Raw genomic sequence first — 18630 nt, 5'->3', positions numbered from 1 at the left:
CCTGTCCCCGCCGAATCTAACGCGAAGTGCAAATGGCTGGCCGGCCAATGGAAATTGCGAATTTTCGACTATTCCGAAGTCATCTGTGGGTAAATTATTCTGCTTACCAAAGGGCAGGTAGGCGGGGAGTTCCAAAGCTGGATAAACGGTGCTTATATGCGCGCCTGCGAGCCTGACGGGTAGGGCTTGGGAAAAATCATAGGGAGTGTTCAATGTTGAAAAAAACGACCTTTGCGGCCGCGTTGCTGGCTGCAACCGTCCTCAGCGGTGCGGCGAGCGCTAAGACGTTCGTGTACTGCTCGGAAGGTTCGCCGGAAGGCTTCGATCCGGGCCTTTATACCGCCGGTACGACCTTCGACGCCGCCGCGCACACTGTCTACAACCGTCTCCTTGAGTTCAAGAAGGGTACCACCGAGACCGAGCCGGGCCTGGCCGAGAGCTACACGGTTTCCGACGACGGCCTGGAGTACACCTTCAAGCTGCGTCCGGGCGTCAAGTACCAGACCACCGAGTTCTTCACGCCGAGCCGTGACTTCAACGCCGACGACGTGGTGTTCTCGTTCGAGCGTCAGCTGAAGGCTGACAATCCCTGGAACAAGTACGTGACCGGCGCTTCGTGGGAATACTCCGCTGGCATGGGCTTCCCGGAAGTGATCAAGTCGGTCGAGAAGGTCGACGACCTGACCGTCAAGATCACCCTGACCCGCAAGGAAGCTCCGTTCCTCGCCAACATCGCGATGCCGTTCGCTTCGATCGTGTCGAAGGAATATGCCGACAAGCTGCAGGCCGACGGCAAGATGAACCAGATGAACCAGCAGCCGCTCGGCACCGGTCCGTTCTCGTTCGTCGCCTACCAGCAGGACGCCATCATCCGCTACAAGGCCAATCCGGATTACTGGGGCGGCAAGCAGAAGATCGACGACCTCGTCTTCGCGATCACCCCTGACGCATCGGTTCGCTATCAGAAGCTGAAGGCCGGCGAATGCCACCTGATGCCGTTCCCGAACGCTGCCGACGTGGCCGCGATGAAGGCCGATACGAACCTGAAGGTCGTGGAGCAGGCTGGCCTCAACGTCGCCTACCTCGCCTACAACACCACCCAGGCTCCGTTCGACAAGCCGGAAGTCCGCAAGGCGCTCAACCAGGCCATCAACAAGCAGGCCATCGTCGACGCCGTGTTCCAGGGTGCTGCAACCCCGGCTACCAACCCGATCCCGCCGACCATGTGGTCGTACAACAAGGCCGTCGAAGACGACAAGTACGATCCGGAAGCATCGAAGAAGGGTCTTGAAGCCGCTGGCGTCAAGGACCTCAAGATGAAGGTCTGGGCGATGCCGGTTTCGCGTCCCTACATGCTCAACGCCCGCCGCGCGGCGGAGTTGATCCAGTCCGATTTCGCCAAGGTTGGCGTGACGGTCGAGATCGTCTCCTACGAGTGGGCCGAGTACCTCGACAAGTCGAAGGCCAAGGATCGTGACGGTGCTGTCATGCTCGGCTGGACCGGCGACAATGGCGATCCGGACAACTTCCTCGACACCCTGCTTGGTTGCGACGCCGTCGGCGGCAACAACCGCGCCCAGTGGTGCAACAAGGAGTTCGACGATCTGGTGACGAAGGCCAAGGAAACCTCCGACATTGCCGAGCGCACCAAGCTCTATGAGCAGGCGCAGGTCGTGTTCAAGAAGGACGCTCCCTGGGCAACCATCGACCACTCGCTGTCGATCGTTCCGATGCGCAAGGGCGTCGAAGGCTTCGTCCAGAGCCCGCTCGGCGACTTCGCTTTCGACGGTGTTGACATCACGGAGTAAGGTTGCCTAAACAGGCCAGCCTTGGGTTGGGGCGCTTGGATCACAAGCGCCCCAATGCACATTTTGTGCTACCCTTACCTTTTCTCGGAACATTCACTTAAAGGTTCGACATGCTCCGGTTCCTGTTGGGACGGCTCGCCGTCCTGATCCCGACATTCATCGGGGTCTCCATCATCGCATTCTCATTCATCCGACTTCTGCCCGGCGATCCTGTCGCCCTGCTTTCCGGCGAACGCGTCATGTCGCCGGAGCGCCACGCGGAAATCTCCGCCCAGCTCGGTTTCGACCGGCCCATCGTCATCCAGTACCTCGACTATCTCTGGGGTGTCGTGCGTGGCGATTTCGGCACTTCGATCGTCACCAAGCGGCCTGTCGTCGACCAGTTCTTCGAACTGTTCCCGGCAACCGTCGAGCTGTCGCTCTGCGCCATCATCTTCGCGGTGGTCCTCGGCGTTCCCGCAGGCATCATCGCTGCGATCAAGCGCGGTTCCTTCGCCGACCAGGCGATGATGGGCACCGCACTCGTCGGCTTCTCGATGCCGATCTTCTGGTGGGGCCTGCTGCTGATCATGCTGGTATCTGGCATGCTCGGCTGGACGCCCGTCTCCGGCCGCATCTCGCTGATGTTCTATTTCCCGCCCGTGACCGGTTTCATGCTGATCGACTCGCTGCTGTCCGGCCAGGCCGGCGCGTTCAAGTCGGCCGTCAGCCACCTGATCCTGCCGACGATCGTTCTGGGCACCATCCCGCTCGCCGTCATTGCGCGCCAGACGCGCTCGGCAATGCTGGAAGTGCTGTCCGAGGATTATGTGCGGACCGCGCGCGCCAAGGGCCTGTCGACCTTCCGCGTCGTCGGTGTCCATGCGCTGCGCAACGCCATGATCCCGGTCGTCACGACCGTCGGCCTGCAGGTCGGCGTGATGCTGGCCGGCGCGATCCTGACCGAGACGATCTTCTCCTGGCCGGGCATCGGCAAGTGGATGGTCGATTCCGTGTCGCGGCGCGACTACGCCGTCATCCAGGGTGGCCTGCTCATGATCGCCGCAGTGATCATGCTGGTGAACCTTGCGGTCGACCTGATGTACGGCCTTATCAATCCGCGTATCCGGCACTAGGAGGGCACGATGTCTCAAGCTGCTGCAACCAGTGCTGTCTCGACCGACCCGTCCCGCCGGGCGCGACTGGCCGAGTTCTGGTACTATTTCTCCGAAAACCGCGGCGCCGTCATCGGCCTCGTGTTCTTCATCTTCCTGGTGCTGCTGGCGATTTTCGCACCGCTGATCGCACCGCATGATCCGACCCAGCAATACCGCGACGCGGTTCTGGTTCCGCCGTTCTGGCAGGAGGGCGGCCGCGCCGGCTTCCTGCTCGGCACCGATGCTGTCGGCCGCGACATGCTTTCGCGCCTGATCTTCGGCACCCAGTTTTCGCTGTTCGTCGGCGTCATCGTGACCGCGCTGTCGCTGGTCGTTGGCGTCGGCTTCGGCGTCATCGCCGGCTACTACCGCGGCTGGGTCGACACCGCCATCATGCGTGTGATGGACATCATCCTGGCCTTCCCGTCGCTGCTGCTGGCACTCGTGCTGGTGGCGATCCTCGGGCCAGGCCTGGTCAACGCGATGATTGCGATCTCGCTCGTCTACCAGCCGCATTTCGTGCGCCTGGCACGCGCTGCGGTGATGAGCGAAAAGACCCGCGACTATGTCGTCGCAGCCAAGGTGGCGGGTGCGGGGCATACCCGCCTGATGTTCAAGACCATCCTGCCGAACTGCATGGCACCGCTGATCGTCCAGGCGACGCTGTCGTTTTCGAGCGCCATTCTCGATGCTGCCGCACTCGGCTTCCTCGGCATGGGCGCACAGCCGCCGACGCCTGAATGGGGCACCATGCTGGCCGAGGCCCGCGAGTTCATCCAGTCCAAGTGGTGGGTGGTGACGCTCCCGGGCGTGGCGATCCTCGTCACCGTGCTGGCGATCAACCTGATGGGCGATGGCCTGCGCGACGCGCTCGACCCGAAGCTGAAGAGGTCCTGACATGGCGCTTCTTGAAATCGAAAACCTGGTCGTCGAGTTCGAGACGGCCTCCGGTCCCTTCCGCGCCGTCAATGGCGTGTCGATGAAGGTCCACGAGGGCGAGGTTCTCGCCATCGTCGGCGAGTCCGGTTCGGGCAAGTCGGTGTCGATGCTGGCCGCGATGGGCTTGCTGCCCTGGACGGCCAAGGTCACCGCCGACAAGCTGACCTTCAACGGCCGCGACCTGCTGGCCATGCCCGCCAACGAGCGGCGCAAGATCATCGGCAAGGACATTGCCATGATCTTCCAGGAGCCGGTGGCGAGCCTCAACCCGTGCTTCACCGTCGGCTTCCAGATCGAGGAAGTGCTGCGTGTGCACATGGGTCTCGACAAGGCGACCCGCCGCAAGCGGGCGATCGAGCTGTTCCAGGCTGTCGGCATTCCCGATCCGGCCGAGCGCCTCAACTCCTACCCGCACCAGATGTCGGGTGGCCAGTGCCAGCGCGTGATGATCGCCATCGCCATTGCCTGCAATCCGAAGCTGCTGATCGCCGACGAGCCGACAACGGCTCTCGACGTGACGATCCAGAAGCAGATCCTTGACCTCTTGATGAAGCTGCAGGCCGACCATGGAATGGGCCTGATCATGATCACCCACAACATGGGCGTCGTGGCCGAGACCGCCGACCGCGTGGTCGTGCAGTACAAGGGCCGCAAGATGGAAGAAGCCGACGTGCTGACGCTGTTCGAGAACCCGAAGAGCAACTACACGCGCGCGCTGCTGGCGGCACTGCCGGACAATGCGACGGGTGACCGCCTGCCGACCATCTCGGAACTCTTCGTCGACGACCAGGCGGAAGGAGCTGCACGATGAGCGTCATTCTCGAAGCGCGCAACATCGTGCGCGACTACCACGTGCCGGGCAGCTTCCTGAAGAAGGCCAAGACCGTTCACGCCGTCAAGGGCGTGAGCTTCCAGGTCGAGAAGGGCAAGACGCTGGCGATCGTCGGCGAAAGCGGCTGCGGCAAGTCCACGCTCGGCCGCATCCTGACGCTGATCGACCCGGCGACCTCGGGCGAGCTTCTGATCGAAGGCAAGACTGTCGACATCGCCAAGGGCGACCTGACGCCCGAGATGCGCCGCAAGGTGCAGATCGTGTTCCAGAACCCCTATGGCTCGCTCAACCCGCGCCAGAAGATCGGCGACATCCTGACCGAGCCGCTGGTCATCAACACCAACACGCCGGCCGACGAACGCCGCGACCGGGCGATGGCGCTGCTGAAGAAGGTCGGCCTCGAAGAGAAGCACTACAACCGTTATCCGCACATGTTCTCGGGCGGCCAGCGCCAGCGTATCGCAATCGCGCGCGCGCTGATGCTGAACCCGAAGCTCCTGGTGCTGGACGAGCCGGTTTCGGCGCTCGATCTGTCGGTGCAGGCACAGGTGCTGAACCTGCTCGCCGACCTGCAGGACGAGTTCCAGCTGACCTACGTCTTCATCAGCCACGACCTCTCGGTCGTGCGCTACATCGCCGACGAGGTGATGGTGATGTATTTCGGCGAGGCGGTCGAATATGGCAGCCGCGACGAAGTCTTCGCCGACCCGAAGCACAGCTACACCAAGACGCTGTTTGCCGCGACGCCGCGCGCCGATGTCGAAAGCATCCGTGCGCGTCTGGCGAAAAAGAAGGCGGCCTGAACGGCCGCTGACTTCGACTGAGTGATCACTGCTTCGGCCCGGAAATCGCAAAACGGTTTCCGGGCCGAAGCTTTTCCGGGGCGCGTTCGCGCGGCCATCGCCGCGCACGTAGCACAATGTTTTGGGCCAGCGGCCCAAAACGCCAATTTCGTCTCTCGCAAAAAGCCTTTCCCGGATCATAATCCCGGCGATCATCTTGATGGGTGCCGGCGATGTCGCCGCGCCGAGGGCTTGGAGGCGGACATGGCGGGATTTGAGATTTCGAGACGCAAGGTTCTGGCGGGGTCGGCATTCCTGCTGGCATCGACCGCGTTGCCGTCGATCGGCTGGACGCAGGCCAAGAAGGGCGGGCGGTTGGTGGTCGCGGCTGATTCCGAGCCGCGCAACCTGAACCCTGCCATCGTTGCTTCCAACGGCGTGTTCTTCGTCGCGAGCAAGGTCATCGAGCCGCTGGCCGAAGCATCCTTCGACGGCGAGGGCGGGCTGGCCCCGCGTCTTGCCACAAGTTGGGAGGGCTCAGACGATGGGCTGTGGGTGACCTTCAAGCTGCGCGAGGGCGTGACCTGGCATGACGGCCAGCCGTTCAGCTCGGCCGACGTGGCGTTCTCGGCGCTCAACGTCTGGAAGCCGCTGCAGAACCTTGGCCGCGTCGTGTTCAAGAACCTGGAAGCGGTGGAGACGCCTGATACAAACACCGCCGTGTTCAAGTTCTCCAAGCCGACGCCGCTGCAGCTGATCAAGAACGCGCTGCCGGCGCTGACCTCGGTGGTGCCCAAGCACGTCTATGACGGCAAGGACATCGCCGAGAACCCGGCCAACAATGCGCCCATCGGCACCGGGCCGTTCAAGTTTGCCGAGCACAAGGCGGGCGAATATTACCGGCTGACGCGCAACGAAAAATATTGGGGCGAGGGCGAGCCGGCGCTTGACGAGATCATCTACCGCGTGCTGCCCGATCGCGCGGCCGCCGCCGGTGCGCTGGAAGCGGAAGAGATCCAGCTCGCGGCGTTCTCCGCTGTGCCGCTGGCCGACCTCGAGCGCATTTCCAAGGTCCCTGGTATCAAGGTCATCACCGAAGGTTATGAGGCGCTGACCTACCAGCTGGTGGTTGAGATCAACCATCGCCGCAAGGAACTGGCTGACCTCAAGGTGCGCCAGGCGATCGCGCATGCCATCGACAGGGACTTCGTCGTCAAGACGATCTTTCTGGGTTACGCCAAGCCGGCCACCGGCATCGTTCCGCAGAACGACAAGCAGTTCTACACGCCTGACGTGGCGCAATATGGCTTCGACGTCGCCAAGGCCAATGCGCTGCTCGACGAGGCCGGCTATCCGAAAAAGGACGACGGCAAGCGTTTTGCGCTGAAGCTTCTGCCGGCGCCCTATTTCAACGAGACCAAGCAGTTCGGCGACTATCTGCGCCAGGCGCTGGCCGCCGTCGGCATCGACGCCGAGATCGTCAACAACGATTCTGCCGCCCACCAGAAGGCCGTCTACACCGAGCACGCCTTCGACATCGCCATTGCGCCTCCGGTGTTCCGCGGCGACCCGGCAATCTCGACGACGATCCTGGTACAGTCGGGTATTCCTGACGGCGTGCCGTTCTCCAACCAGGGCGGCTACAAGAACGACGAGATCGACGGCCTCATCGCCAAAGCGGCGGAGACGCTGGACCCGGCGGCGCGCATCGAGCTCTACAAGGAGTTCCAGAAGAAGGTTGCAGCAGAGCTTCCGTTGATCAACGCCGCCGAATGGGGCTTCATCACGGTCGCGCGGGACACGGTGAAAAACGTCTCCAACAACCCGCGCTGGGCGGTTTCGAACTGGGCGGACACCTATGTCGAAACGTGACATCATCGCCCGAGCTGGGACGATGATCCGTTACTGAGCATGCCCCTGGAAGTTGCAGTGCCTGAGACCCCCACCCCTTACCCCTTCCCACAAGAGGGAGGGTAATGAATCGCGCTTGGCGCCTGTTGAAACGCCGGCTGGTCGGCAGCATTCCGGTGCTGCTGATCGTGGTCATAGGCTCGTTCCTGCTGCTTGAAGCAGCACCCGGCGATGCGGTCGACGCTTATGTCGCCTCGGTCGGCGGCGACGCTGGCATGATCGAGGCGCTGCGTCAGAGCTGGGGGCTCGATGCTTCGCCGATGACGCGGCTCGCCGCCTATCTCTGGGCGCTGCTGCATGTTGATCTCGGCCACTCGGTCGCCTTCTCCCGGCCGGTGCTCGACGTTGTGCTGGAGCGGCTGCCGAACACGCTGCTTTTGATGGGAGCGGCGACCGCATTGTCCTTCGCGCTTGGCACCACGCTCGGCATCTTGGCCGGCGCACAGCCGGGCAGCGTGCGCGACCGGCTGCTGTCGATCGGCTCGCTGGCGCTTTATGCGGTGCCCGGCTTCTGGCTGGCGCTGGTGCTGACGATCGTCTTTTCGGTCGAGCTGCGCTGGCTGCCGCTGTCGGGCATGGAGACGATCGCGTCGGGCAAGACGGGCTTGACCCGTGCGCTCGACATCGCCTGGCACATGGTGCTGCCGGTAACGAGTCTCGGCCTGATCTATCTCGCGCTCTACCTCAGAATGATGCGCGCCGGCATGGCCGAGGTCTGGCGCATGGATTTTACTCTCGCCGCCCGCGCCCGGGGCATTACTCGACGGCGCATCGTGCTGAGCCATGTTGCGCGCAACGCGCTGTTGCCGCTGGTCACCATGCTCGGCCTGCAGTCGGCGCAGATGCTGGGCGGCAGTGTGGTGATCGAGAGTGTGTTTTCGGTACCCGGCCTCGGCCGGCTGGCACAGGAGGCGGTGGGCTCGCGCGACACGCCGCTGTTGATCGGCATCATCCTCGTCAGCGCCGTCCTCGTGATCGTCATCAACCTGCTTGTCGACATCGCCTATGCCGCGCTCGACCCGCGCGTCGGCGCGAGCGAGGGCAGCGCATGAGCCTCTCCCGCCTGTTCCGCACGCCTGGGGCCGTTGCCGGCTCCGCCATCCTCGGCCTGCTTGGCCTGATGGCGCTGGCTGCCCCCTTGCTGTTTCCCGGTGACCCGCTGGCGATCGCCGGCCAGCCCTTGCTGCGGCCTTTCCAGGATTGGGCGCTGCCGCTGGGCACAGACAGGCTCGGCCGTGACGTGCTTTCGGGCTTGTTCCATGGTGCGCGCACCTCGCTTGCCGTCGGGCTTGCAGCGGCGGCCGCATCGATTTTCGTCGGCAGTGTCGTCGGCACGGTCGCGGGTTTCGCCGGTGGATTTGTCGACGAGGTGCTGATGCGCATCACCGACGCCTTCCAGACGGTGCCGGGCTTCCTGTTGTCGCTGGCGCTGGTCAGTGTCGTCGGCCCTTCGCTCGGCGTCGTGGTGATGGCGATCGCGCTGAGCGCCTGGACCGGGCCGGCGCGCATTGCGCGCGCCGAAGTGCTGTCGATCCGCGAGCGCGACTATGTCGCCGCGGCGCGGGTCATCGGCATGCACCCGGTCGAGATCGCCTTCCGCGAGGTGTTGCCCAACGCACTGCCGCCGGTGCTGGCGCTGTCGTCGGTGATCGTCGCTGCCGCCATCCTGACCGAGGCGGCCCTGTCATTCCTTGGCCTCGGCGACCCCAACCGGGTCACCTGGGGCGGCATGATAGCGGAGGGCAGGGCGGTGCTGCGCTCGGCGCCTTACCTCTCCGTCATCCCCGGCATAGCCTTGGTGCTTTCAGTGCTCGGCGTCTACCTTGCCGGCGAGGGCGTGGTCGAAGGCACGGCGGCGCGGGAGGGGCAGGCATGACGCAACTGCTCGAACTGCGCGGACTGGGCGTGCGTTACAAGGGCGTTGCTGCGCCTGCACTCGAAGGCGTCGACCTCCATCTCGCCACAGGCGAACGGTTGGCGATCATCGGCGAAAGCGGTTCGGGCAAGAGCACGCTGGCGCGGGCGGTTGCCGGGCTGCTGCCGCAGACGGCGACGATTGCTGGAACGGTCTCCTGGCCGGAGCTTGACCATGCGGCGCGCAACGGCCGCGACATCGGCTTTGTCTTTCAGGACCCGGCGTCGAGCCTTGATCCCGTCATGTCGGTCGGCGACCAGGTGGCCGAGGTGGCGCATGCCAATCTCGATCTGGACTGGCGCGCAGCACGACGGCTGGCGGTCGAACTGCTCGATCGGGTGAAGCTGCCCGAGCCGGCAGCGTTGGCGCAGGCCTATCCACACCAGTTGTCGGGTGGGCAGAAACAGCGCGTGGCGATTGCGGCTGCCATTGTGGCGCGGCCGCGGCTGCTGATCGCCGACGAGGCGACGAGCGCCCTCGACACCATCGTGCAGGCCGAGATCGTAGCGCTGATCCGAAGGCTTGTGGCCGAGGACGGCATGGCGCTGCTATTTGTCAGCCACGACATCGCACTTGCCGCCAACCTCGCCCACCGCATCGCCGTGTTCCGCAATGGCCGGATGGTCGAGATGGCCGCAACGGCAGAGTTGGTTTCGCGGCCGAAGACGGACTACAGCCGCGCGCTGCTGGCCGCGCATCTCGGGCGCGATGCCCATGCCGAGGCCGGCATATGAGCGCGCTGCTTCAAGTCGAGGGGCTGTCGAAACGCTACTGGCGCGGCGGCAAGGATTTTGCCGCGCTCGATGGTGTTTCCTTCGAGATCGCGCCGGGCGAGACGCTGGCGCTTGTCGGTCCTTCCGGCTCGGGCAAGTCGACGGTGGCGCGCACCCTGCTGCGGCTGATCGAACCCGACGCTGGCAGCGTCCGCTTCAACGGCGAGGAGCTGCTTGGATTGCGGGGTGCAGCATTGCGGGCGACGCGGACGAAGCTGCAGATGGTGTTCCAGGATCCGCTGGCGGCATTCAACCCGCGCGCCACGGTGGCCCGCCTGATCGACGATCCGCTGCGCATCCATGGCATCGTCGAACGAGCTGCCCGGCCCAGGGCGATCGCGGCGCTGCTCGAGCGCGTCGGCCTCGCCACCGAGCTCGCTGGCCGCCGCGTGCACGAGATCTCGGGCGGCCAGCGCCAGCGCGTGGCGATTGCGCGCGCGCTTGCCACCCGGCCGGCGCTGATCGTGCTTGACGAGGCAGTGTCGGCACTCGACGTGCTGGTGCGCGCCGACATCCTCAGCCTGCTTGCCGAACTGCAAAGGGACGAGGGCGTCGCCTATCTATTCATCTCGCATGATCTTGGCGCGGTGCGTGCCATAGCCCACCGCATCGCCATCATGGATGGCGGCCGCATCGTCGAGCAGGGCGATGCCGCCATTGTCATCGCCGCCCCGGCTTCGGCCACTGGCAGGGCACTGGTGGCGGCGACGCCGGAACTGCCTGTTTTCCCTGATGTGCCTGCTTTCAAGGAGACTGTTTCGTGACCGAACACGCCGTCAGGGCGGAAAAGCTCGCAGCAGAGCTCGACTCCGCCTTCCGCAACCGCGCCGACCTCTACCGGCTGATGCTCGACGAGCTTGCGACCGAGCTGGGTGACGCCAAGGCGGAGGAGATACTGGTGCGGGCGATCGAGAAGCGCGGCCGCGAGGTTGCCGATCTGGCGTTTGCAAGCTTCGGACCGAACGATGCGCGCGCCATCGGCGAAGCCTTCCTGGCCGTCAGCCCGGATGGCGGGCGCATGTACCCGACCGACGTCGAGCGCAGCGACCACCACATCGCTTTCAAGGTCAAGCGTTGCCCGCTGAAGGATGCCTGGGTGGGAGCCGGTGTCGGCGACGACCGGCTGGCGACCTTGTGCCGGATCGCCGGCGCCTTCGACCGCGGCCTGTTCGAGGCGACAGGCGTGCGCTTCGACAACGTCACCTGGACACCCGGCCATGGCTCCGGCTGCTGCCACATCTGCCTGACCGATCGCGACGCCTGAGATCGTGCCTGGGCGGTGCCTCGGCCGCAGGTCGACGCGGCCATGGACTTCGCCAGTTGTTTTGTACTGCGCGGTCCCGGGACGGAAAATCGCTACACGCTTTTCCTTCAATTGCTGCCGTGCGACGATTCGTCAGCGGCGTGAGTCGCGGATCTGCAGATACGGGGAAATGCGATGTACAAATTCGAGGTCTACAAGGACAAGGGCGGCGAGTTTCGGTTCCGCTTCAGGGCTTCCAATGGCGAGGTGATGTTCAGCTCGGAAGGCTATTCGGCCAAGGCATCGGCGCTGAAGGCGATCGAGTCGATCAAGAAGAACACGCCCGCTGCCACGGTGGAAGACCAGACCACGGCGGTCGCCTGACGGGCGGCATTTCCACAGCGGGTCGATCGCTCGGCCCGTTTCCAGCCTGTTGTTCGAGCATGATCTGACCGTTAACCGGTGCCTGCTTTCGATCATGCGCTAGTCGTTTCAACTGCGCATCGTGTCTCGTGACGCGCTCCGGCCGATGCGCCAGAACCTGGAGAGACCACATGGGTATCGAAAGCTTGCTCGTCTTTTTGATCGTCGGCGCCGTTGCCGGTTGGCTCGCCGGCCAGCTGGTCAAGGGCTACGGCTTCGGCCTGATCGGCAACATCGTCGTCGGCATCGTCGGCGCGCTGATCGCCGGCTGGCTGCTCCCCACGATCGGCATCAGCATCGGCTCGGGCATCATCTCGGCCATCATCCACGCCACCATCGGCGCGGTGATCCTGCTGGTGCTGCTGCGGCTGGTCAAACAGGCCTAGCGAAGTCGCCAGAGATTTTACCGAGATCGCCGGCAAGCACAGCTTCGCCGGCGATCCTTTTTTTCATGTCCTGCCGGAAACCTCTGGCGGTGCTAGTGGCCGTGCTTGCGTGGCTCGGCGATCTTGGTCGCCAGTCCCAGCACGCCCAGCAACCTAATCGTCAGGTAGGTGACGTCGAACTCCCACCAGTGGTGGCCGTGGCGCGCCGAGCGCGGGTCGGCGTGGTGGTTGTTGTGCCAGCCCTCGCCATTGCTGAGCAGGCCGACGATGACGTTGTTGGTGCTGTCGTCGGAGGTCTCGTAGTTGCGGTAGCCCCACACGTGGGTCACCGAATTGACCGACCAGGTGATGTGCCAGGTGATCACTGTGCGGAGGAATACGCCCCAGACAAGCAGGCTAAGGCCGAACTGGATGGCCTCGTCGGTCGTGCCGCCGGCGATCAGGCTGGCCGCTACGCCACCGCCGAAAAACGCGGCCCAGGACGCGATGATGATGCCGAGATAGACATGCGGCTTGTCGAGCTTGCGGTAGAACGGGTCGCGGACGATGTCCTTGGCGTAGCGGCCATAGATCTGCATGCGCTCCATGTCGGGCGATTTCACCAGCAGCCAGCCGACATGGGCCCAGAGGAAGGTGACGATCGGGCTGTGCGGATCGGGTTCTTCGTCGGCATGCTCATGATGGCGGCGATGCACCGCCACCCAGCGCGCCGGCGTGTCCTGGAAGGCGCAGACGGCGATGATCGCGAGCCCGTGCTCCAGCCATTTCGGACAGGTGAAGCCGCGGTGGGTGAGCAGCCGGTGGTAGCAGAGATTGATGCCGAGCGTGCCGAAGACATAGATGCCAGCGATGCAGAGCACGACCCCGGTCCAGCTGAAGAACCAGGGCAGCAGGGCGTAGAGCGCCACCAGATGGTAGAAGGCGAGGCCGCTGACATTGAGCCAGTCGATGCGGGCCAATAGCGGCTGGCGCGCAATTGCAGGCGTGGCGGCCTGCGCCGCGATCTGGTCGGACATTGATGCTCCCCGTTGCGGCCCGGATCGTTTCGTAACGATCGAGCCGCCTCCTCCATTTTCAGGCGAGGTTGCGCAGTTTCTAATTCAGGGTCAAGGCACGTTTGGAATTGTCCCGAAATATGGCCGTGGGGCAGTCGGCGAGTTGGGCACGGTGGCTGCGGGTGGCCGATGCCGCGTTGGCCAGCTCATCGGGGAGGAGCAGATTGCCGGGGCCCGAAAATGTGGTGCCGAGGAAGACACGTACGGGCGACAACATGTCAGCCCACGCGCCAGGCTCCCGTCAGGAGCCGCGCCAAGCCGGTCAATCAATCGTGATGCAGGCACTCGTCGCAGAGACCGAACTTCCACGCGGCCGCCGTGACACCATTGAAGCGATGGTGGCAATGGATACATTCCATGTTGCCGCCTTCTTCTTCCTCGCGTGCTGCCTGTGAAAGGATTTTCTGCAGCGCGAAATAAGTTTCGCGCCGGTGGAGCAGTTCTTCCCGCACTTCCCGCCGCGAATAGGACACTTGAATTGCCATGACTTGCACCGCCCGCTGTCTGATCTAGCCCAGTGCTATAGTCGCTGATGTTTCCCTTGGGTCAATTAGATCGATGGATTGACGTGGTGGGTGGCGGGCTGGCGACGCCCTTCAGATACGTGCCCGTCTGCCTTCGGAGCCGTTACCGTTGCCGAGGGTTGCGGCCTTGCCTTCGAGCCAAGTCAGGAAATCGGCGGGAACATCCGTCGTTCCGTTGAGGAGCGGATTGCGTTCCGGCGCCTTGGTGAAGACGTCGTGGTAGTGGACGATCGACAGCGGCAGGCGCTGCTGTTCAACAGGCATCTGGTCGAACAGGTGGAGCGGATAGTTGTGCGGCTCCGACAGCGTGCGTACGGTCAGGCTATTGCCCCATAACGCCAGCGACAGGCAGGCCTGCGAGCTGCCCCACAGTTCGCTTCCCCGGCCGGAAACGACGCCATGGCCGGCTTCGATCCGGTGGCTGACATTGGGTGCGAGCTTCGCCGCCACCGAGCGCTCGAAATAGCCGAGCGTGCGCTCGAGGATGCGGTCCTGCCGCCGGACCGCGACGAGGCCGCCATTGTAGCTTGCCTTGACCCGGGCCTTGTCGACGGTGGTCTCGATCATCGGCACGCAGTCGTAGTCGACGCTCAAGGTCTGGCACAACGCCTGCCAGTAGCCATCCCGGGGGTCGTTGCGGCCAAATGTGCACATGCCCTTGACGTCGACCGGTCGAAGGGCGGCCGCCACACCGTTCAGCGCCAGATCCGGCTCGCGGCAAAACAGCATGTCGCTGTCCATGACGATCAGAACATCCGCCTTGGAGATCTTCTCCACTTCGGCCGAAACATACATCCGGAACGTCGTTCCGTATTCGGGTTCGATGCTGTCGACATCGAGCGGGAGGTAGCTGCAACCCAACCGCTCGAAGCTCTGCAATGTCTCCAGCGAAGGCCGACGGCTTGCCCTCGGCGATGCCACGGTGATCGGGCAGCGCGCATATCTGCCTGCGAACTGGCGCAGGCTTTCGCACAGGAACAGCGCCTGGCGCTCGAGAATGCCTGCCTCGGCGATGAGCACGAACTCGACGCTGAGATCAGTCGACAGCTGCGCCTCGGACAGGGGGACGGCAGGCGCCTTACGGCGGCGAAATGGCCACATGACTGGTTCCTGACAAGGTCCGCCGAGGTGCTGCTACTTCCGCCAACCCAGCCTGGGTTTGCGCCATCTCAGAACATCCACCTGTTTCGCAATCAGCTCTATCTCGCGATGCTGAATGGTTAGTTGCTGGTTGGTGATTGCCAGTTGTTCCTGCATGGCCGACAGTTGCTGTTGAGTGCTCGCCAGAACCTGCTGGGTGCTCGCCAGGTCTTGTTGGGCTCTCGCCACCTGCGCCTCCATAGTCGCCAAGTCGGACGTCAGCTGGCGCATTTCGGCTGCCGAAGACGCAACCGCTGTCGAGACCAGAAGCGATGCTTCCTCGAACTCCGCCTTGATCCGGTCGAGCTCGGCAAAATCATCGCTGCTTTCACCGTTGCCTGACCAACGGTCGACGATTTCGAATGCCTTGCGCAGGCCGCGCGGGACCGGTTCCTCGAACAACCGGGCCAGTGGTTCACGGTGATGGCGATGGGAATCCGACAGCAGGGCGTCGATGTCTGCGCCGGCGTCTCCGGGCGCGCGCGGCCAGGCAAGCGCCAGCGCCGCCTGCATCTTTGAAGCCAGCTGACGCCAGTCGCCGAGCAATTCGTCGTAGGTGGTGAAGACGCGTGGCCGGCCACGCGTGGCAAGCTCAGCTTCGAGGACGTGGCGCAGCCAGAGCAGGTGGCTGACGTCTGGCTGGATTCCGTTGCGGATCTTGAGTGATGCAGCCACCTCCAGCGGATTCCTGATCGGCAGGATGAAGACCGGGCGGACGTTCATTTGCCCGAAGACATCGAGCCAGAACGTCGACAGGCGGCAGATGCGCGGTTCCTTGATGACGAAGGGTGCCGTTCCGCCAAACTCGGCGGCGAGGATTGCACAGGCCTCGCTGCGGAACTGCCACGCATCGGCTGACTGAAACCAGCGCGGATCGACCGGCCTGAAGTCGCGCCAGCTGGAGCCCGCTGCGGCAAGGATGCGGTCGTTGAGATAGACGACGGGCTCTGGTTCCCAGTGTCCGGTCAGATTGGTTTCATTGCCGCCTAGCGGCGTCTTGGGCAGGTCGATGCCCAGCAGCCCAAGCATGCGGGTAAGCGCGCTGGTGCCGGAGCGATGCATGCCCAAAACCAGAAGGCACTGCCTGTTGGCCGATATGCTCGAAGGCGACGCAGGATCTGTAGGCAGATGATAGTCCGTCACACACAACTCGCTGATCCAGGCTACACGCGGTAGGGATTTTACGTGCCTTGCAGCCGGTCTGTTACGTCAGCCCGTGGGAATATTCAACACGCCTGATGCGACCACAGATGGTGGTGGCGGGCTTCGTGTCGAAGTCCAGCTCGCCGTGCCACGCTCACGTCGCAACGGTTTGCGGCAGGCTGGCGAAGGCTATTGTCAGATATCGACAGATGGCTCCATCCTGGCTTTTTCTGGGTGCATCAGCGGTGTGCCGGATGAGCCATTGGCGGCGTCGCACCGTATTCTTCCAAAAGGAGCGCGTGACAAGCAGCTGATGGTGGCGGAACGCCGCTATCCCTTGGTGTTTTCGGATGCTGGCGCCGGCCGCAGCACCTGTTTGCGGCCGGTGGGCTGGTAGGCGAAGTCGTCGACCACTGCGCCTCCGAGCAGATGTTCTGTGACGATGCGGTCGACGGCGGCCTCGGTGACACCGCCATAATAGGTGCCTTCGGGAAAAACCTGCAGCACGGGCGCGAGGTTGCAGGGGCCGAGGCAGGTCGATTTGGCAGTCATCGTGCCGTCACCGGTGACACGCAGTTTCTGCCTGTCCTGCTGGTTGCGCAGGTGGCCCTAGATCAGGTCGGCGCCGGCGGCATTGCACGGGCCGCCCTGGCAGACCAGCACGCGGCGTTTCTGCGCCGGCACCAGCGAGCCCTCGGGCGCAAGTTTTTCGAGCGGCGGAACAGGTGCCGCCACATCGGCGCCGACGACGAGCTCGGCCATCAGTGCCGGCAACAGCGGGCTGTCGGCGAGGCCCTGCGCAATGCGCACATTCGGCCAGGCGCCGCCCTCCTCGGCCTGCCAGCGGCGCAGCGACCTGGTCAGCCAGGCGGTGAAGCTCGGCTCGATCGGCAGCATCAGCGGCAGCAGGAGGACGTCGGAGAATTCGGCCTGGCGAAGTGCCACGAGCGCCTCGCGCAACGACGGTGTGCCCTGCTCGGTGAAGCCGAAGCTGGCGTGGTCGACGCCAGGCAAAGCCGCGGCGAGGTCGGCGAGGCGCTGCATCTGCCTGTAGGGAGCAGCGGCAAAGGCGGACTTGGCGACGAGCACGACGGCGCGTTTGGGCTGTGACGAGGCAGTCTCAATTTCAGCTATCGGCAAACGATCGATTCCTGGCCTGATCGCGGTCGGGGATTGTCGCAACGCATGTCGTGACAGGCGATGGCCGCCTGCACGAACCTGCGCTCCGGTGGTACACCCCGCCCACGGAACGTCACTCGGTAGGCAGGTCTCCTGGCTCGCGGGTCCCGGCTTCATCGCCTGTCTTCCCGGCCCGTTGGCCAGTGACAATATCTGCAATGCGGCTCGCCGCTTACAGTTGCGGGGCAGCTTCGGTGTTGCACCGAATTCCCTCTTAGCTTCCGCCCGAAAGCGGAAGAACCATAACCGAGCGGCAAGCTATAGGCGGGCGGAGGCAAGTCAAGGGACCATCGGAGGTCATGACGAGGTCAGGCCGTGCTGTCGGCGATGTCAGCGCTATCTCGCCAGGCTGGCCGGAAGGGGCTTGCTCGAGCATTTCAGATGCATGTCGCGGGCGAATTGCTTGCGCATCTTGGCCTGATGCTGCTTGCCGGCCATTGCGATGCCGAGCCCGTATGGGCCGAGAAGCAGCCCTGCCGATACGCTCATGGTCTCTTTCTCGCTGGCCGCGTAGTTCGCCGCCGCTGCCCGGGCCTGCGCACATTCGGCGGATCGCCATTTTGGATCCTGGGGCGAGAGTGTCGTGGCATGGTCGACGGGCTGGGATGCACAGCCCGCGACTGCGAGCATCGTCACGGCGGCGAGCAGTTTGGCCTTCATCTATAAGTCCTTGCTAAACATCCACCCATCAACACCGACAGCGGTGATTCCGCAAGACAGCGGCTGCAAGACATGCCAGTGACGGAATGCACTTTATTATCAGGAAACAAAATTGCCTGAATGATTCGCATCGGCTATGCAGAGGCGTCTAAAAGGGAGGAAAATACCATGGCGAACACAACCATCCTCAAATTCGGCCAGCCGGAAGGCGGCGACTCCAGTGACCTGCCCGGTTGGGTGGTGGTCGACGGAAAACCGACGATGAAAACCACCGTCCAGCACACGACCAAGGACGGCAAGGTGCTGTCGGGAACGTGGCAGGCCACCCCCGGCACCTACCATGCGAGCTACACCGACTATGAGTTCGTCCACATGATCTCGGGCCGCATCATCATCACGCCTGATGGCGGCGAACCCGTCGAGGTCGGGCCAGGCGACGCGTTCGTCGTCGAGGCGGATTTCAAGGGAACCTGGAAGATCATCGAGCCGGTGACGAAGCACTTCGTCGTCACGCTTGGCTCGTAGAAGCTCAAGGTATTTCACGTCACTCATCGCGGGGTTTAGGGAGCCGTTACGCGTGTCAAGGCACGCGAGGATGTTAATGCACCCTGCTGTGGATAACCGGCCATCAATTGTGAATAGAGGGAATTTGGGGAACGGCTCATTATTTGGGGCCGCGAACGCGAAATCGAGATGATATCTAGAAGGTCATCTTTCAACAGGTGACTCGCACAAGATGACCGCACTGCAAATCGCGTACCTCATTATTGGCCTTGGTTAC

Annotated in this window: 21 protein-coding genes and 1 riboswitch; of the genes, 14 read left to right on the top strand and 7 right to left on the bottom strand. The window is 63.7% G+C overall.

Annotated elements, in window-relative coordinates:
- The first annotated feature begins 212 nt into the window (after positions 1-212).
- The 13 genes from ACSQ3E_RS23965 to ACSQ3E_RS23905 all read left to right on the top strand — a co-directional run bounded on the left by ACSQ3E_RS23965 (position 213) and on the right by ACSQ3E_RS23905 (position 12148).
- Positions 213-1808 (top strand): ABC transporter substrate-binding protein, encoded by a 1596-nt coding sequence (locus tag ACSQ3E_RS23965; protein ID WP_436124575.1) that lies wholly within the window; start codon positions 213-215, stop codon positions 1806-1808.
- A gap of 110 nt (positions 1809-1918) precedes the next feature.
- Positions 1919-2923: an ABC transporter permease subunit gene (locus ACSQ3E_RS23960; RefSeq protein WP_192318497.1), complete on the top strand. Its 1005-nt coding sequence runs from the start codon at positions 1919-1921 to the stop codon at positions 2921-2923.
- 9 nt (positions 2924-2932) lie between these two features.
- Positions 2933-3841, top strand: coding sequence for an ABC transporter permease subunit (locus ACSQ3E_RS23955; RefSeq protein ID WP_310329727.1), 909 nt, complete (start codon positions 2933-2935; stop codon positions 3839-3841).
- A 1-nt stretch (position 3842) separates the two neighbouring features.
- Positions 3843-4694, top strand: coding sequence for an ABC transporter ATP-binding protein (locus ACSQ3E_RS23950; protein ID WP_310329725.1), 852 nt, complete (start codon positions 3843-3845; stop codon positions 4692-4694).
- Complete coding sequence (locus ACSQ3E_RS23945) at positions 4691-5518, top strand: ABC transporter ATP-binding protein (RefSeq protein ID WP_310329723.1); 828 nt, start codon at positions 4691-4693, stop codon at positions 5516-5518. The genes ACSQ3E_RS23950 and ACSQ3E_RS23945 overlap by 4 nt, the downstream gene beginning before the upstream one ends.
- Before the next feature lie 243 nt (positions 5519-5761).
- Positions 5762-7369: an ABC transporter substrate-binding protein gene (locus ACSQ3E_RS23940; protein ID WP_436124574.1), complete on the top strand. Its 1608-nt coding sequence runs from the start codon at positions 5762-5764 to the stop codon at positions 7367-7369.
- A 104-nt stretch (positions 7370-7473) separates the two neighbouring features.
- Positions 7474-8460 carry an ABC transporter permease gene (locus tag ACSQ3E_RS23935; protein ID WP_436124573.1) on the top strand — a complete coding sequence of 329 codons (987 nt, stop codon included), beginning with the start codon at positions 7474-7476 and terminating at the stop codon, positions 8458-8460.
- The gene (locus ACSQ3E_RS23930) at positions 8457-9284 is read left to right on the top strand and encodes an ABC transporter permease (RefSeq protein ID WP_436124572.1); all 828 of its coding nucleotides are present in this window, start codon (positions 8457-8459) and stop codon (positions 9282-9284) included. Before ACSQ3E_RS23935 ends, ACSQ3E_RS23930 begins: the two co-directional genes overlap by 4 nt.
- Positions 9281-10057 (top strand): ABC transporter ATP-binding protein, encoded by a 777-nt coding sequence (locus tag ACSQ3E_RS23925; RefSeq protein ID WP_436124571.1) that lies wholly within the window; start codon positions 9281-9283, stop codon positions 10055-10057. Before ACSQ3E_RS23930 ends, ACSQ3E_RS23925 begins: the two co-directional genes overlap by 4 nt.
- Complete coding sequence (locus tag ACSQ3E_RS23920; protein WP_436124570.1) at positions 10054-10860, top strand: ATP-binding cassette domain-containing protein; 807 nt, start codon at positions 10054-10056, stop codon at positions 10858-10860. Before ACSQ3E_RS23925 ends, ACSQ3E_RS23920 begins: the two co-directional genes overlap by 4 nt.
- Complete coding sequence (locus ACSQ3E_RS23915) at positions 10857-11360, top strand: L-2-amino-thiazoline-4-carboxylic acid hydrolase (protein WP_436124569.1); 504 nt, start codon at positions 10857-10859, stop codon at positions 11358-11360. The genes ACSQ3E_RS23920 and ACSQ3E_RS23915 overlap by 4 nt, the downstream gene beginning before the upstream one ends.
- A gap of 174 nt (positions 11361-11534) precedes the next feature.
- The gene (locus tag ACSQ3E_RS23910; RefSeq protein WP_018426419.1) at positions 11535-11723 is read left to right on the top strand and encodes a YegP family protein; all 189 of its coding nucleotides are present in this window, start codon (positions 11535-11537) and stop codon (positions 11721-11723) included.
- Positions 11724-11893: 170 nt separating this feature from the next.
- Positions 11894-12148 (top strand): GlsB/YeaQ/YmgE family stress response membrane protein, encoded by a 255-nt coding sequence (locus ACSQ3E_RS23905; RefSeq protein WP_310329708.1) that lies wholly within the window; start codon positions 11894-11896, stop codon positions 12146-12148.
- Between the two features lie 92 nt (positions 12149-12240).
- Here the strand turns inward: ACSQ3E_RS23905 and ACSQ3E_RS23900 are convergent, their stop codons facing one another.
- The 7 genes from ACSQ3E_RS23900 to ACSQ3E_RS23870 all read right to left on the bottom strand — a co-directional run bounded on the left by ACSQ3E_RS23900 (position 12241) and on the right by ACSQ3E_RS23870 (position 17849).
- Positions 12241-13164, bottom strand: coding sequence for an acyl-CoA desaturase (locus ACSQ3E_RS23900; protein ID WP_436124568.1), 924 nt, complete (start codon positions 13162-13164; stop codon positions 12241-12243).
- Between the two features lie 305 nt (positions 13165-13469).
- Complete coding sequence (locus tag ACSQ3E_RS23895) at positions 13470-13688, bottom strand: hypothetical protein (RefSeq protein ID WP_310329703.1); 219 nt, start codon at positions 13686-13688, stop codon at positions 13470-13472.
- Between the two features lie 111 nt (positions 13689-13799).
- Positions 13800-14828 (bottom strand): hypothetical protein, encoded by a 1029-nt coding sequence (locus ACSQ3E_RS23890; RefSeq protein WP_436124567.1) that lies wholly within the window; start codon positions 14826-14828, stop codon positions 13800-13802.
- Between the two features lie 33 nt (positions 14829-14861).
- Entirely contained in the window at positions 14862-15929 is a 1068-nt protein-coding gene (locus tag ACSQ3E_RS23885) for a hypothetical protein (protein WP_436124566.1), read from the bottom strand.
- 411 nt (positions 15930-16340) lie between these two features.
- Positions 16341-16613 (bottom strand): (2Fe-2S) ferredoxin domain-containing protein, encoded by a 273-nt coding sequence (locus tag ACSQ3E_RS23880; RefSeq protein WP_436124692.1) that lies wholly within the window; start codon positions 16611-16613, stop codon positions 16341-16343.
- 6 nt (positions 16614-16619) lie between these two features.
- Positions 16620-17150, bottom strand: coding sequence for a CbiX/SirB N-terminal domain-containing protein (locus ACSQ3E_RS23875; protein WP_436124565.1), 531 nt, complete (start codon positions 17148-17150; stop codon positions 16620-16622).
- Between the two features lie 107 nt (positions 17151-17257).
- Positions 17258-17449, bottom strand: a riboswitch (cobalamin riboswitch).
- Positions 17450-17525: 76 nt separating this feature from the next.
- Positions 17526-17849: a hypothetical protein gene (locus ACSQ3E_RS23870; protein WP_436124564.1), complete on the bottom strand. Its 324-nt coding sequence runs from the start codon at positions 17847-17849 to the stop codon at positions 17526-17528.
- 168 nt (positions 17850-18017) lie between these two features.
- Between ACSQ3E_RS23870 and ACSQ3E_RS23865 the strand changes: the two genes are divergently transcribed.
- Positions 18018-18374, top strand: a complete 357-nt coding sequence (locus tag ACSQ3E_RS23865) for a cupin domain-containing protein (RefSeq protein ID WP_436124563.1) — start codon at positions 18018-18020, stop codon at positions 18372-18374.
- Positions 18375-18630 lie beyond the last annotated feature (256 nt).

It is taken from the genome of Aminobacter sp. LjRoot7, from assembly GCF_964252895.1.
GTDB lineage: Bacteria > Pseudomonadota > Alphaproteobacteria > Rhizobiales > Rhizobiaceae > Aminobacter > Aminobacter aminovorans_B.
The sequence above is the reverse complement of the archived record's forward strand: the minus strand, read 5'-3'. Positions and strand labels throughout refer to the sequence as shown.

Coding starts and splice junctions, on each gene's coding strand:
- ACSQ3E_RS23900 (WP_436124568.1), bottom strand. CDS start 13,164: ATGTCCGACCAGATCGCGGCGCAGGCCGCCACGCCTGCAATTGCGCGC.
- ACSQ3E_RS23895 (WP_310329703.1), bottom strand. CDS start 13,688: ATGGCAATTCAAGTGTCCTATTCGCGGCGGGAAGTGCGGGAAGAACTG.
- ACSQ3E_RS23870 (WP_436124564.1), bottom strand. CDS start 17,849: ATGAAGGCCAAACTGCTCGCCGCCGTGACGATGCTCGCAGTCGCGGGC.
- ACSQ3E_RS23940 (WP_436124574.1), top strand. CDS start 5,762: ATGGCGGGATTTGAGATTTCGAGACGCAAGGTTCTGGCGGGGTCGGCA.
- ACSQ3E_RS23960 (WP_192318497.1), top strand. CDS start 1,919: ATGCTCCGGTTCCTGTTGGGACGGCTCGCCGTCCTGATCCCGACATTC.
- ACSQ3E_RS23885 (WP_436124566.1), bottom strand. CDS start 15,929: ATGCATCGCTCCGGCACCAGCGCGCTTACCCGCATGCTTGGGCTGCTG.
- ACSQ3E_RS23950 (WP_310329725.1), top strand. CDS start 3,843: ATGGCGCTTCTTGAAATCGAAAACCTGGTCGTCGAGTTCGAGACGGCC.
- ACSQ3E_RS23955 (WP_310329727.1), top strand. CDS start 2,933: ATGTCTCAAGCTGCTGCAACCAGTGCTGTCTCGACCGACCCGTCCCGC.
- ACSQ3E_RS23890 (WP_436124567.1), bottom strand. CDS start 14,828: ATGTGGCCATTTCGCCGCCGTAAGGCGCCTGCCGTCCCCCTGTCCGAG.
- ACSQ3E_RS23910 (WP_018426419.1), top strand. CDS start 11,535: ATGTACAAATTCGAGGTCTACAAGGACAAGGGCGGCGAGTTTCGGTTC.
- ACSQ3E_RS23930 (WP_436124572.1), top strand. CDS start 8,457: ATGAGCCTCTCCCGCCTGTTCCGCACGCCTGGGGCCGTTGCCGGCTCC.
- ACSQ3E_RS23925 (WP_436124571.1), top strand. CDS start 9,281: ATGACGCAACTGCTCGAACTGCGCGGACTGGGCGTGCGTTACAAGGGC.
- ACSQ3E_RS23965 (WP_436124575.1), top strand. CDS start 213: ATGTTGAAAAAAACGACCTTTGCGGCCGCGTTGCTGGCTGCAACCGTC.
- ACSQ3E_RS23945 (WP_310329723.1), top strand. CDS start 4,691: ATGAGCGTCATTCTCGAAGCGCGCAACATCGTGCGCGACTACCACGTG.
- ACSQ3E_RS23920 (WP_436124570.1), top strand. CDS start 10,054: ATGAGCGCGCTGCTTCAAGTCGAGGGGCTGTCGAAACGCTACTGGCGC.
- ACSQ3E_RS23865 (WP_436124563.1), top strand. CDS start 18,018: ATGGCGAACACAACCATCCTCAAATTCGGCCAGCCGGAAGGCGGCGAC.
- ACSQ3E_RS23905 (WP_310329708.1), top strand. CDS start 11,894: ATGGGTATCGAAAGCTTGCTCGTCTTTTTGATCGTCGGCGCCGTTGCC.
- ACSQ3E_RS23935 (WP_436124573.1), top strand. CDS start 7,474: ATGAATCGCGCTTGGCGCCTGTTGAAACGCCGGCTGGTCGGCAGCATT.